The 13741-nt window shown below is 44.4% G+C and carries 14 protein-coding genes; 5 read left to right on the plus strand and 9 right to left on the minus strand.

The window, feature by feature from the left end; genetic code table 11:
* Nucleotides 1-32 precede the first annotated feature (32 nt).
* Genes PO830_RS12520 through PO830_RS12535 form a run of 4 tightly spaced genes read left to right on the plus strand, consistent with a single transcriptional unit; the run spans nt 33 to nt 3854 of the window.
* Nucleotides 33-719, plus strand: a complete 687-nt coding sequence (locus tag PO830_RS12520) for an SDR family NAD(P)-dependent oxidoreductase (RefSeq protein WP_272853921.1) — start codon at nt 33-35, stop codon at nt 717-719.
* 1 nt (nt 720) lies between these two features.
* The gene (locus PO830_RS12525) at nt 721-1317 is read left to right on the plus strand and encodes a SprT-like domain-containing protein (protein ID WP_272853922.1); all 597 of its coding nucleotides are present in this window, start codon (nt 721-723) and stop codon (nt 1315-1317) included.
* A 4-nt stretch (nt 1318-1321) separates the two neighbouring features.
* Entirely contained in the window at nt 1322-2401 is a 1080-nt protein-coding gene (locus tag PO830_RS12530) for a mannose-1-phosphate guanylyltransferase (protein ID WP_272853923.1), read from the plus strand.
* A gap of 4 nt (nt 2402-2405) precedes the next feature.
* Nucleotides 2406-3854: a DUF389 domain-containing protein gene (locus PO830_RS12535; protein ID WP_272854055.1), complete on the plus strand. Its 1449-nt coding sequence runs from the start codon at nt 2406-2408 to the stop codon at nt 3852-3854.
* Here the strand turns inward: PO830_RS12535 and PO830_RS12540 are convergent.
* The 7 genes from PO830_RS12540 to gcvP all read right to left on the minus strand — a co-directional run bounded on the left by PO830_RS12540 (nt 3851) and on the right by gcvP (nt 11957).
* Nucleotides 3851-4624 carry an ABC transporter ATP-binding protein gene (locus PO830_RS12540; protein ID WP_272853924.1) on the minus strand — a complete coding sequence of 258 codons (774 nt, stop codon included), beginning with the start codon at nt 4622-4624 and terminating at the stop codon, nt 3851-3853. The two genes, PO830_RS12535 and PO830_RS12540, sit on opposite strands and share 4 nt — an antisense overlap.
* A complete protein-coding gene (locus tag PO830_RS12545) occupies nt 4624-5361 on the minus strand; it encodes an MlaE family ABC transporter permease (protein WP_272853925.1) in 738 nt (245 codons plus the stop codon). Before PO830_RS12545 ends, PO830_RS12540 begins: the two co-directional genes overlap by 1 nt.
* 48 nt (nt 5362-5409) lie before the next feature.
* Entirely contained in the window at nt 5410-6483 is a 1074-nt protein-coding gene (locus tag PO830_RS12550) for an alkaline phosphatase (RefSeq protein ID WP_272853926.1), read from the minus strand.
* A gap of 69 nt (nt 6484-6552) precedes the next feature.
* Nucleotides 6553-7398 carry a glycosyltransferase gene (locus tag PO830_RS12555; RefSeq protein WP_272853927.1) on the minus strand — a complete coding sequence of 282 codons (846 nt, stop codon included), beginning with the start codon at nt 7396-7398 and terminating at the stop codon, nt 6553-6555.
* A 52-nt stretch (nt 7399-7450) separates the two neighbouring features.
* Nucleotides 7451-7972, minus strand: a complete 522-nt coding sequence (locus PO830_RS12560) for a class I SAM-dependent methyltransferase (RefSeq protein ID WP_272853928.1) — start codon at nt 7970-7972, stop codon at nt 7451-7453.
* Between the two features lies 1 nt (nt 7973).
* Nucleotides 7974-9035, minus strand: a complete 1062-nt coding sequence (locus PO830_RS12565) for a 3-oxoacyl-ACP synthase III family protein (RefSeq protein WP_272853929.1) — start codon at nt 9033-9035, stop codon at nt 7974-7976.
* A gap of 66 nt (nt 9036-9101) precedes the next feature.
* The gene (gene gcvP, locus PO830_RS12570; RefSeq protein ID WP_272853930.1) at nt 9102-11957 is read right to left on the minus strand and encodes an aminomethyl-transferring glycine dehydrogenase; all 2856 of its coding nucleotides are present in this window, start codon (nt 11955-11957) and stop codon (nt 9102-9104) included.
* Nucleotides 11958-12095: 138 nt separating this feature from the next.
* Here gcvP and PO830_RS12575 point away from each other — a divergent pair, with 138 nt between their 5' ends.
* The gene (locus tag PO830_RS12575; RefSeq protein ID WP_272853931.1) at nt 12096-12920 is read left to right on the plus strand and encodes a hypothetical protein; all 825 of its coding nucleotides are present in this window, start codon (nt 12096-12098) and stop codon (nt 12918-12920) included.
* Here the strand turns inward: PO830_RS12575 and PO830_RS12580 are convergent.
* Together PO830_RS12580 and PO830_RS12585 are read right to left on the minus strand one after the other, a co-directional pair.
* Nucleotides 12902-13144: a hypothetical protein gene (locus tag PO830_RS12580; protein WP_272853932.1), complete on the minus strand. Its 243-nt coding sequence runs from the start codon at nt 13142-13144 to the stop codon at nt 12902-12904. The two genes, PO830_RS12575 and PO830_RS12580, sit on opposite strands and share 19 nt — an antisense overlap.
* 3 nt (nt 13145-13147) lie before the next feature.
* On the minus strand, nt 13148-13699 hold the full coding sequence (locus PO830_RS12585; protein ID WP_272853933.1) for a sigma-70 family RNA polymerase sigma factor: 552 nt from the start codon (nt 13697-13699) through the stop codon (nt 13148-13150).
* Between the last annotated feature and the right edge of the window lie 42 nt (nt 13700-13741).

Here is a 13741-nt window from a genome sequence, read left to right on the forward strand (position 1 = left end):
GAAGCTAGCGGGATTTGTGTATCTTTAAGTCTATGAAAAAAAACATTATTATTACCGGAACAAGTCGCGGTATTGGTTATGAAATGGTGCCAATTCTCACGGATGCCGGACATAATATTTTAGCGCTTTCTCGTAACGAAGTACCGGTGTCTGGTTTAGATATTTCCAATTGCACATGTTTCTCCTGTGATATTACCAGCAAAACTGACATTAAGAAAGTATCGGCCTTTGTCACCGAACAGTGGGGAGGAAAAGTAGATGTATTGATCAATAATTCAGGTACGCTCGAAAACAAGCCGTTCGCTACCATGAAATTGGAGGAGTTTAAGGAAGTCTATGAGGTCAATGTTTTTGGCCTGGTTGCGATTACCAAGGAAGTTATTCCATTTATGACGAAATCGGGACATGTAGTTAATATAAGCAGTATGGGAGGTATTCAAGGAAGCGTGAAGTTTCCCGGTCTTAGCGCCTATAGCAGTAGCAAGGGAGCGGTCATTACCTTGACGGAACTATTAGCGGAAGAATATAAAGAAACAGGCCCATCATTTAATGCGCTGGCCTTAGGGGCGGTCCAAACCGAAATGTTGGCTGAAGCATTCCCAGGCTATAAGGCACCGTTAGATGCAAAACAAATGGCTCAGTACATTTCTGAATTTGCCCTGCATGGAAATGCCTATTATAACGGAAAGGTGCTACAAGTCTCTAACTCGACACCCTAAGATGGAAGCGACTCTCGCTAAATATGTGCCTCCCGCTGCGGTGACTCCCTTATTTCAATTGATCCAAACACATCAAGTGCATCTCAAAATTGTCAACGAGCGCGTCACACGACACGGAGACTACCGGAAGCGCCCTGATGGAAGCCATCAAGTGACCATTAATGCAACGCTAAATCCCTATCGATTCTTAGTAACCTTGGTCCATGAAATAGCGCACCTAGTGGCATTTTCACAATTTGGCGCACGTATTAAACCACACGGCAAAGAATGGAAACAAACCTTTCAGCGGTTAATGTTGCCCTACCTGCGTCCGGAAGTATTTCCGCAGCAATTATTACCGTTATTGGCACGTCATTTTAAGAATCCGAAAGCGAGCAGCGATACCGATGCGCCTTTAGCATTGGCGCTAAAACAATTTGATCCGCCGAACGATAAAAACTATATATTTGAAATCCCAATGGGAGGCGAATTTCGTCTTTACAACGGAAAAATTTTTAAGCGCGGAAACAAACGCGTAAAACGATACGAATGTTTGGAGATCGCAACAGGAAGAATCTATTTGTTCAATCCGAATGCAGAAGTAGAATTTTTGAAGTAATCTTATGAATACCAATTATTATGCAGTAATTATGGCCGGCGGCATCGGATCCCGTTTTTGGCCGGTAAGTACCTCCCAGTTTCCGAAACAGTTCCACGATATGTTAGGAACTGGGCAAAGTTTGCTGCAAAAGACATTCAACCGACTTACACAACTAGTGCCTCCTCAGAATATTCGGGTGTTAACCAATGACCGGTACTTGGATTTGACCTTAACCCAATTACCAAAAATTGATGCCTCCCAGGTGATCCTCGAGCCCGCTATGCGCAACACGGCACCTTGTATCTTAATGGCAGCCATGAAAATTCAGAAGGAAAATCCTAATGCGTTGATGTTGGTAGCACCCAGTGATCATTGGATAGAAGATGAAACAGCGTTTCAGGCAGATGTTATGCAGTGTTTTGGGCGTTGTGAACAGAACGACCATTTACTTACATTGGGGATCCCTCCTGCCTTTCCCAATACAGGTTATGGTTATATTGAAAGTGCAGCAGAAGATATCAAGGGAATCAAGAACGTCCTTCAATTTAGGGAGAAACCCGATTACGACACCGCAAAAGAGTTTGTCGCGGCTGGTAATTTTTACTGGAACGCTGGTATTTTCATTTGGAGCGTGACGTCTATTACCACCGCTTTTGAAACCCATGAACCCGTTATGCATGCATTGTTTTCTGAAGGGAAACCAGTCTATAACACTTCCGAAGAAATTGAATTCGTGAGGAATAATTATGAAAAGGCAGAAAACATCTCGATTGATTATGCCATTATGGAAAAAGCCAACAATGTGTTTGTAAAGGAAGCGAACTTCGATTGGAACGATCTGGGTACCTGGGGCGCGTTGCATGATAAACTTGCAAGCCATAGTTCCGAAAATGCTACCGTGCGTGCCACCCTTCATGCGGAATCAGCTAAAGGAAACATGGTCTATACAGCCAAGGAGAAGCTGGTCGTGATCGATGGATTAAAAGATTATATCATCGTGGATAAAGAAGGGGTTTTGATGATCTACCCCAAATCAAAAGAACAAGACATCAAAAAATTAGTAGCAGACATACGCCAACAATACGGCGATCAATATTTATAGCATGATGGAGCAGGAGCAGAATAACCACTCGAACCCTTCCGGTTCACCTGATCAAAAAAAACAAGCTGCCTTTGAAGCTGCGAAGTTAACTGCCTGGGAAGGACTCAAAAAATTCTTTTCAGAACTTCTAGACATACGTAGCGATACCGATCGCGATGCCACCGTGGCAGCGGTTAAGAAGGACATTCCGTTTAAAGGACACAATGCCTGGATCTTGATTTTCTCGATCTTTGTGGCTTCTATCGGATTGAATGTGAGTAGCACTGCCGTAGTCATCGGTGCCATGTTAATTTCGCCGCTAATGGGTCCGATTGTAGGTGTCGGACTTTCCGTAGCCATTAACGATGTAGAAACGCTGCGACGCTCCTTAATTAACCTGGGCGTTATGGTGGTCTTAAGTGTTCTTACCGCCTTCCTGTATTTCACTGTATCGCCTATACGCGAAGAAACGCCAGAGCTGGTCGCGCGAACCTACCCAACCATCTTGGATGTACTGGTAGCTATTTTTGGCGGACTCGCACTGATTGTTGCCAAAACAAAAAGCGGGACCATTGCCAGTGTGATCTTCGGGGTAGCGATTGCTACGGCCCTGATGCCACCGTTGTGTACCGTGGGATACGGACTCGCCATTGGAAATTTAGAATTTGCCGGAGGCGCATTATACCTGTTTTCGATTAATGCCGTTTTCATCGCATTGTCTACTTTTTTGGTCGCAAAACTGCTGCGGTTTCCATTGGTGCGCTATGCGAACTCAAAACGTCGGAAAAGAATTGCACAAGTGGCGTCCTTAATTGCCGTAATCGTTATGGTGCCTAGTGTGTGGTTATTTATCAACTTATTAGATCAGCAGGTTTTTGAGCAGCGTACCAAAGATTTTGTTAAGAATATTATTCGTTATGAAGGCGCCGAAGTGGTGAAGTTTACCCAAGATTATAAATCTAAAAATATAGACGTATATCTTATTGGGCAACCGGTGCCACAACCTAAGATCAATCAATGGATGCAGGAATTAGAAGCGACAGAAAACCTGGAGGGTTGTAATCTGCGCATCTATCAAGGTGCCGACCGTAGTGGTGAATTGGCCGCTCAAATTTCAGGAGATTTGAAAGCTGATATTCTTGAGGAACTCTATGTGAAGAACGAGAATACCCTGCGAGATAAGAACGAGCGTATTGAGTTTCTGGAAGATGAAGTCGCCCGCTTAACGCTACGTGAAAAGGTGCAATTCACTGATGTTACGAAAGAAGCTAAGATTATATATCCCGAATTGGAGTCGTTGAGTCTTTCTGAAAAGATCACCGACAATTTCGAGCGTGTGGATACACTATCGGTATTTACCGTATCCTGGAACAACGGTTTGAATCGCAGAGAGCGCGAACGCAACGCCGAAAAATTAGCGGCCTGGCTTCAATATAAAATGAAATTAGATACGTTGGCGATTGAAGGAAATTAACCGCGCGTTTTTTCTTGGTTCTGAATATCTCGAATCTTTTTGAAAAGATCGGAAGAGTAGACAAATTCGGTGACGTCTTTGTTGGTGGTCTGGAAGATTTCATTGCTATCGCCTTGCCACGCTAAGTTCCCTTTCTGAAGGAAGACAATTTTCTCTCCAATTTCCATCACCGAGTTCATGTCATGCGTGTTAATAACCGTAGTGATATCGTACTCATGGGTAATCTCCTGGATCAAATTATCAATAAGAATCGCCGTCTTCGGATCCAGTCCCGAGTTGGGTTCATCACAGAATAAATATTTGGGCTTATTGACAATAGCACGTGCGATGGCTACCCGTTTCTGCATTCCCCCTGAAATTTCTGAAGGGTATTTTTTATTGACATTTTCTAGGTTCACGCGCGCCAGTACTTCATTTACCCGCTCTAGCATATCCGCTTTTTTCTGCTTGCTGAACATGCGCAACGGGAACATCACATTTTCTTCAATATTCATGGAGTCGAAGAGGGCCCCGCCCTGGAAGACCATGCCCATTTCTTCCCGAAGATCACTTTTGGCATCGGCGTCCATATCTTGGATGGCTTTTTCTTCATATATAATGCGTCCTGCTTCCGGCTCGAACAATCCTAATAGGCATTTCAGAAATACCGTTTTCCCGCTTCCGCTTTGTCCAATGATCAAGTTAGTTTTACCTTTTTCGAATTCGGTGGAAATTCCTTTCAGAATATGATCGGGTCCAAAGCTCTTATGTATTTCTTCCACACGTATCATTAGCTAAGCAATAAAGAGGTTACAATATAATTAGTAAGAATTATCAGCACACTGGTCCATACAAAAGAGTTGGTACTCGCTTTTCCTACTTCCAAAGCGCCTCCTTTCATGTAGAACCCTTGCCAAGAAGGAACCGTGGCCAAGATAAAAGCGAATAAGGTCGTTTTAATAAAGGCGTAGAGTACGTGAAAAGGAATAAAATCCTCCTGGAGTCCCGTAATAAAGGATTCTGAAGATGTAAAATCGCCATATACGGCAGCCACCCATCCTCCCAGAATTCCTAAGAACATCGATATCACAATAACGAAGGGGTAAAATAATAACGCTATAATCTTTGGAAAGACGAGATAGTTTAAGGGGTTTATTCCCATCACCTCCAACGCATCGATTTGTTCTGTGACGCGCATCGAACCGATACTTGAGGTAATAAAGGATCCCATTTTACCCGCCATGATGATCGAAATAAAGGTAGGCGCAAATTCCAATACAACCGATTGGCGCGTTGCATAACCTATTAAGTATTTTGGTATTAGCGGGTTATTAATGTTGAGAGCGGTTTGGATGGCTACCACACCCCCAACGAAAAAGGAGATGAAAGCAACGATTCCTAATGAATTGATAATAAGCTCGTCTATTTCTTTGAAGATGAGTTCGCGAATAACGGAGGTCTTCGTGGGTCTGCTGAAGGTCTTTTTCAGCATTAAAAAATAAGAACCAATGTCGGATAGGTATTTCATAGCGGGTGTCTACTGCTAAAGTAACAAATTTAGCCGAGGGCGGTGGTCTTACTGGTTAAGAACTAGAGCACTCATTTTATGATAGATTTGTGTATTCTCATAGATTCCACCAAAGGTGCTGGCTCCGGGTCCTTTAGCGAATACGGGTACCATGGTGGCCGAATGTCCGTCGGTAGAAAAGGAGGGGAGTATCTTATTGTAATTTCTACCATCAGAAGACAATGTAAACCCACCAGTTTCATGATCTGCCGTAACGATAACAAGCGTTTCGCCGTCTTTTTCTGCGAAGTCAAGGGCTGTCCCAATGGCGTTATCAAAATCGATTAACTCACTGATAAGATATCCCGCTTCGTTCGCATGACCACCCCAATCAATCTGTGAGCCTTCTACCATCAAGAAAAACCCTTCTTCGTTTTGGGACAATCGTTCCACGGCCAATGCCGTGGCTTCAGACAGAAAGGATCCGCGTCCTTCACTCATTCGCGGCATCCCGTCGTCAGCCAACAGATACACCTGTTTCATCGCACCACTGATAGCTCCTAATTTCGTAGTGTCTACAGCGAAACCGTGTTGTTGAAGTTTGGGTAGTAAATCGAGTTGATCGCTTCGTTTGTTAAAGTACTGGAGTCCGCCTCCCGCGATAAAGTCTACGTCCGATTCTGGTAAGAACTGTGCAATGTCTTCCGCTTGTCTCCTTTTTTCTACATGGGCGAAGAAACTGGCAGGTGTGGCATGGGTGATTGAAGAAGTTGAGATGATACCCGTGTCGTATCCTTGTTCCGAAAGTTGTTCTAAGATAGTCTTTACGGGTTTTTTCTGAACATTCATGGCGATGGCACCATTGTATGTTTTGATGCCACAGGAAAAGGCTGTAGCTCCGGCAGCCGAATCGGTAATTAAGTTATCGGCAGCAGACGTTTTGATGAGTCCGATGGTTGGAAATCGATCAAAATGCGAGTCACCTTCATTAAAAAATTGCGCCGCAGAAATTTCGCTAAGCCCCATGCCGTCACCAATGAGTAAAATAATGTTCTTCGGTTTTTTGACTGCGGAAGATTCTTGGGTGTTCCCCGTGCTGATGAAGCACAAAATAAAAATGGTGAGTAGAATTTGGAGTCGCATAAAGGGAAAAATTTGAAGCAATAAAAGTACGTAATCTGGCGCGTTAGGAACGTTAATGCTTCGTTATTTCTAAAACCCTACTTTGCGTCGAATATTGCGCCAGCGATACGATCGAATAAAGCGCCCCTCTTCTTCGGGAACTATATATTCTTCTGGTGCGTTCCAGAATCCCTGGAGGGTATTCCAAAAAAAAGGGAGACTACGTTTTTTGTAAGCCATTTTAGCGGAAGCGATAACTGTCAACCAAAACCCGTACCGCATTCTTTTAAACGCTTCACCTTGTTTGTGCTTGGCGGAATGATGATAGGCGTTTCCGGTGGGTTTTAAGTGTTTTACGATTAATGAAGTATCGGTAACCACCTCCCAGCCATGAAATCGAGCGAGGAGTTCGTCAACCGTATCCCAACCGATGCTGTGTTTGAGTCCGCCTATGTCATCGAAGCATTCCTTACGATATAGCTTTATGGGTCCCCTAACTTTATCTTTTGTGGAGAGGGCCTCGAAGGTCCAACCGGTTTTGGTATTAATGTATAGGTTACCACCAGCGATCCCTACCTTTGGATTTTGTTGAAACAATGCATACACCCGTTCAAAATAATGAGTTGGAAGGATAATGTCTGCATCAAACTTTCCGATGAGGTCAATTCCGCTATAAGATAGTTGAGTGAATCCGTGATAGAAGGCTGCCACCACTTTGGATCCGGGTTGATGTCCCGTTTCCGAAGCTGTGCTTACCGATTGAATCCAGGGATACTTTTCTGAAAATTGCTCGCAGATCTGGCCGCTCGTATCGGTAGATCCATCATTGACCAACACCAATTGATCGGGTAGCACTGTTTGGTTGACAAACGAATCCAATACCTGCTCCAGATGTTGAGCCTCATTGTGAATAGGAATGATGATGCAGCTGCGCATATTTTGAAGAAAAGCTCCGCAAAGATAAGTAAAAACGCCATTGCTGTGAACGCTAGGTACGTTCTGCATACACCAAATAATACCGAGGTGTAAAGCGGCGAAGGATAGGGCGAATTCCTATTTTCTTAACAGGATTCGTAAATTTTTCATGTGCTTTAATGTGCCAACCCGACTTCTCCAACAACCAATCGAATTGCCAATCTTCAAATTCATGATAGTGCTGATCACGCTCATCATTGGGGTTGCGGTAGGCCGAAGCAAACCATAACTTAAGCGGTACTGAAGCGACGAGCTTCGTGGCTTCAATATCTTTTAGAACATTGAATGGCGATACCAAATGTTCGAAGATTTCAAAGGCGGTTACCACATCGTAACCAGGCGCTTTCACCGCAGCTGTTTGGATGTCAAGATCCTCTCCCTGAGTATTGGTTACCTGATATCCTTCGGCTTTCAGAATGTCTGAAAACGGATTGGTGACTCCCAGGTCTAACACCTTGGCATCTTTGGAAATGTGTTGCGCTACAAATCGAAGGGTATGTTGGTAGCGTTTCTTGGGAAAATTTCCTTCGTACATATTACACTCTATAGACTAGTGCATTGATATTCATTCCGGCCCCTACACTTGCAAACATGATAACATCACCTTCGTTAAAATCATGCCCTTCCATACCGCCTCGCTGTATCAAATCGTATAAGGTGGGCACAGTAGCAACGCTCGAATTTCCCAAATTCTGGATCGTCATCGGCATAATATTTTCGGGCATGTTTCGATCGTATAATTGGTAGAATCGCGAAACTATGGCTTCGTCCATTTTTTCATTGGCCTGATGGATCAAAATTTTAGAAACTTCATCAATGGATACACCGCTAGCATCCAAGCACGTTTTCATTGCTGCAGGCACATGTGAGATAGCAAACTCGTAAATCTTTCGACCGTACATTTTTATGTACCGTCGGGCATCAGTGATTTCTTGGTTGTTGGATTCGCCAAAGTAAATAAAATGGGCTTCATCGTAGGTATAGGTAGCAGTTTTATGGGCGAGGACTCCTTTGTTTTCTTCGGAAGTGGCCTCAATTACCGTGGCTCCGGCACCATCGCTGTAGATCATAGAATCACGATCGTGTTGATCGATTACCCGGGATAATGTTTCAGCACCAATAACCAGGCAACGCTTGGCTTGTCCTGCTTTTATGTACACATTCGCTTGAATAAACCCTTCTAGCCAACCGGGACAACCAAACAACACATCATAGGCGACGCAATTTGCGTTCTTAATCTTCAGCAAGTGCTTCACTCGAGAACCAATACTCGGTACGGTGTCGCTCTGAGGGGTATTGTGTTTAACATCGCCATAGTTGTGTCCTACTATGATATAGTCTAAGGTTTCAGGGTCAATAGAAGCATCTTCAAGGGCTTTTTTAGCCGCTTGAAAGGCGATGTCTGAGGTGGTCAGTTCGTCCTTGATATAGCGTCTTTCTGAAATCCCTGTGATCGCCTGAAACTTTTGAATGATCACCTCGTTTTCATGATGAAAAGGAGTGCCATCATTATTATAAAACGAATGTTCTGAAAAGCGTTCGTTTGGAGCGACCTTGCTAGGAATATAACTACCTGAGCCTATGATTGTAGCATTCATATGATAAAGATTATTCAAAGGTACTCAAAAGCGGATGGTTTTATGTTATAAAACTTGTAAAACCATTTATACCGTTTCTTCCATATACGCTTCTATGGGTTCGCACGTACACATTAAATTACGATCTCCGTAGGCGTCATCCACACGACGCACGCTTGGCCAAAATTTATTCTCGTGTAAATAGGGTAATGGGAAGGCCGCTTCTTGACGTGTATACGGAAATTCCCAGGTGTCGGCCGTCAACATCGCCTGAGTGTGTGGCGCGTTTTTCAAGACATTATTGGGCTCGCTTTTCGAAGCTTGATCGATTTCTTTTCGAATGGCGATCATCGCATCACAAAATCGGTCAATTTCCGCCTTACTTTCACTTTCTGTAGGTTCTACCATGATGGTTCCCGCCACCGGAAAGGAAACCGTAGGAGCGTGAAATCCGTAATCCATAAGTCGTTTGGCGATATCCGTGACCTCGATTCCGGCCTCCTTGAAGGGGCGACAATCTAAGATCATTTCATGGGCGGCTCGGCCTTTCTCTCCGGTGTAAAGCGTGTCGAAAGATCCTTTCAAACGCTCTTTTATGTAATTGGCATTTAAAATCGCATACTGCGTAGATTTTTTGAGACCATTGGTTCCTAGCATGCAGATGTAGCCATAGGAAATAAGGCAGGCCAACGCGCTGCCCCAAGGAGCTGCCGAAATCGCCGTGATCGCCTCTTCTCCTCCAGTTTTTACAAGCGGATTTCCCGGTAAAAAAGGAACCAATTGCTTGGCCACACAAATGGGTCCAACGCCCGGTCCGCCTCCCCCATGGGGAATGGCAAACGTTTTGTGTAAGTTCAAGTGGCACACATCGGCACCAATGGCGCCAGGATGCGTTAGCGCTACTTGTGCATTCATGTTGGCACCATCCATGTAAACCTGCCCGCCATACTCGTGAATGATACCCGTGATTTCTTTGATCGCCGACTCATATACTCCGTGAGTAGACGGATATGTGACCATCAGCGCTGCCAGATTATCTTTGTGCTCCATGGCTTTTTCACGTAAATCATCCACATCAATATTTCCTTCGTCGGTGGCTTTGGTAACGACCACCTTCATGCCAGCCATCACGGCACTGGCGGGATTTGTACCATGAGCAGAAGAGGGGATTAAACAAATATTTCGATGGTCTTCCCCTCTGGATTGGTGATATGCTCTAATTACCATAAGTCCGGCGTATTCTCCTTGCGCACCCGAGTTTGGCTGTAGCGAGGTGCCGGCAAATCCTGTGATCTTAGTGAGTTGATCTTCGAGTTTTTTGAGCATCAACTGGTATCCCTTTGCCTGCTTTACAGGAACGAAAGGATGTACATTCCCCCAGCGATCATCACTTAGCGGAAGCATTTCCGCAGCCGCATTCAATTTCATGGTACAGGAACCTAAGGAGATCATCGAATGGTTCAGCGCCAAATCTTTTCGCTCCAGGCGTTTCATATAGCGCATCAATTCGGTCTCACTGTGATAGCTGTTGAATACTTCGTGGGTGAGAAATTCAGTTTTCCGCTCTACGGAAGCCGGGATGGTGTTTCCTTCGGAAAGCGCTGTTATTTTCGATACTTCTTTTTCCGCAATATCAGCAAAGATCGAGACGATGTCATTGATGTCTTTCAGGGTAACCGTTTCATTAACCGACATGCAAACGGTTTGATCATCTGGATAATAGAAATTGAAGAAGTGCGCTCTAGCAAGAGGTTTTACCAAAGAAACATCGGCCGTAAAGCGCAGGGTGTCAAAGTACGTTTTATTGTGTTGTTCAAACCCAAGTGCGGTGATCGCTTTTTCCAGCGTCAAGGCCGAACGGTTTACTTTGGAAGCAATATGTCGTAAGCCTTGAGGTCCGTGATATACCCCGTACATGCTCGCCATTACGGCAAGGAGCACCTGTGCGGTACAAATGTTAGACGTTGCCTTATCACGTTTGATGTGTTGTTCTCGGGTTTGAAGTGCCATGCGCAGCGCACGGTTTCCATCAGTATCTTTGGTAACACCAATAATGCGCCCTGGAATATTTCTTTTGTACGCTTCTTTAGTAGCGAAGTAGGCCGCATGCGGACCGCCATAGCCCAACGGAATACCGAAGCGTTGCGTGGTTCCCACCACAACGTCCACCCCGAAATTACCAGGTGATTCCAGGAGCACTAGACTCAAGATATCGGCCGCGACAGCCACCTTGATCTCTGCTTCCTGTGCTTGTTGTACAAAGGCGCGATAGTCATATACGTTTCCGCTCGTTCCAGGATACTGTAGGAGAGCGCCAAAGAAGTCGGGAGTAAAGGCAAAGGTTTCATGCGAACCAAAAACAAGCTCGATACCTTGTGGAATAGCGCGCGTGGTAAGCAATGATTTGGTTTGTGGCAAAACCTCTTCGGAAACGAAGAACTTCAACACCTCCTGTTTCTTTTGATCTCTGCTGCGAAGTGAAAAAAGTAAAGACATGGCCTCGGCTGCAGCGGTCGCCTCATCCAAAAGGGAGGCGTTGGCAAGCTCCATACCGGTAAGATCGGTGATCATGGTTTGGAAATTGAGCAGCGCTTCTAATCGACCCTGTGCGATTTCTGCTTGATAGGGCGTGTAAGCAGTATACCATCCCGGGTTTTCTAAGATGTTGCGCTGAATAACCGGGGGAATGTGCGCCCTGTGATATCCTAAGCCAATGAGGCTTTTACTGTTCTTGTTATACGCGGCCAACTCGTTGATGTGTTCCAAAAACTCCTGCTCACTCAAAGCAGGGTCGAGGTCCAACTCCTCTTCCAGGCGGATTTCCTCGGGAATCGTTTCAGCAATCAGTTGTTCCATACTTGAAACACCGATGGTTTCAAGCATTTCTGAAAGGTCACTTCGTCGTGGGCCAATATGGCGTAAAGCAAAAGAATCAGTATTCATATTATATGGTTTCTTCAGTTGCGCAAAATTACATATTTACACGCTAAAAAAGCGGGTTTTAACAGGAAGTCCGAGCACAACTTTTCAACTAAAAAGGAAGGTTACTAACAGTTTCGCTATTTTTGTAAAAAGTCCCCATTGAAAAGGTTGTTTTCCTTTTATCTTCAGAGTAGTATCCATGTGGCATTGGCAGTTACTGCCTTGGCGTACATCACGTATACAGAGTATGCTTGGACCCCTTCTTCAGAACTCTTACTTTTTGTATTCTTCGGAACCATTACCGCCTATAATTTTGTAAAATATGCGGGGATCGCTGGCTTGCATCATCGCAGTCTGGCTCGATCGCTTCGGACCATTCAGTTGTTTTCGTTGATCTGCTTTTGCATTTTAGTTTATGTAGGACTTCAGTTATCCCGGGAGGTGTGGCTTGCCGTCTTGATATTTGGAGGGCTCACGCTCTTGTATGCAGTTCCTTTTGCCCGAAATAAAAGCTTGCGAACCCTATCCGGAACAAAAATATTTATCGTAGCGATAACCTGGGCGGGTGTAACGGTCCTTGTGCCCGCCGTCGCAACCAAAGCCGTGTTATTAGAACCCAGCCTCATGCTCACGGCTGTTCAACGTTTTCTGCTGGTATTGGTCTGGACCTTACCTTTTGAAATCAGAGATCTGCGTTTTGACGATCCACGATTAGGAACGTTTCCGCAGCGATTAGGAATAGACGCTACCAAATACGTTGGCACGGCAATTACGGGCGTGGTATTTTTATTAGAGTATTTTAAGGAACCCACAAACTATGAACACGCCTACAGTGTACTGTTTATTGTTGGAATCTCAGCTGCTGCTCTCTTGTTAACACCAGAAAGACCTTCTCGAAATTATGCGGCCTTTTGGGTAGAAGGCATTCCGATTATTTGGATGATGGCGCTCTTACTGTTGACACATTACTTGCCCATATTCTGACGCAGACGTTCTTTCATCAGGTCTTTTTCAGAAGTATTAAGCGTACGTACCTTGGGATTCTTCATCAATTTGGTGAGTTTGCGATTTCGTGACGTATACTTGCGACAGGCACGGCAGTACAATAGATGAATGTTGAGCTTCACCTTTTCCCAAAAGGAGGCTTCGTTGTACTGCGATTTGTCACAGGTGTGATTGGCTTCACTACATTTAATAAATACCCTCATTTCTTATAACCAACTTTTTTCTAAACATTCTGCCATCGATTTCCGAGCTCTATGAACAATAACCCAAAGGTTAGACGGGGTAATATCGTATTCATTACAGAGCGCATCGGTATCGTACCCATCGATCGTTTTCTTGGTGAAAATTTCTTTTTGTTTTCCTTTAAGCGTTTCCAAACATCTAAATATCGCTACGCCCAGTTCTTCATTTTCTAAGGTGTCTTCTGCGGTTTTGTCGAAGGGATCCTCCACGCGTTCCTCTAGCCAGTCCCCTTCCGAATCTTCATCTCTGTAGGTAATATGCACCTCGGCCTGTCCTTTTTTAGAATTCTTTTTTCGATAATGATCTATGATCTTTCGTTTTAAAATTGCTGTGAGCCAGGTTCGTTCTAAAGCTTCCCCTTTAAAATTATCTTTCGATTTTAATCCCGCTAAAAAAGTTTCCGAAATAAGGTCTTGCGCTACCAAATGATCATTGACCCGTACAATCGTGTAATTGTACAGATAGTCTGAATACGTGTCGACCCAACGTTCTGGATCAAGCATGGAAGAGCTCATTTTGCCTTTGTCGTAGTTTGTTCTAAAAATAACAAACTTGTA

The sequence above is a fragment of the Altibacter sp. HG106 genome (assembly GCF_028561755.1).
Taxonomy (GTDB): domain Bacteria; phylum Bacteroidota; class Bacteroidia; order Flavobacteriales; family Flavobacteriaceae; genus DFVG01.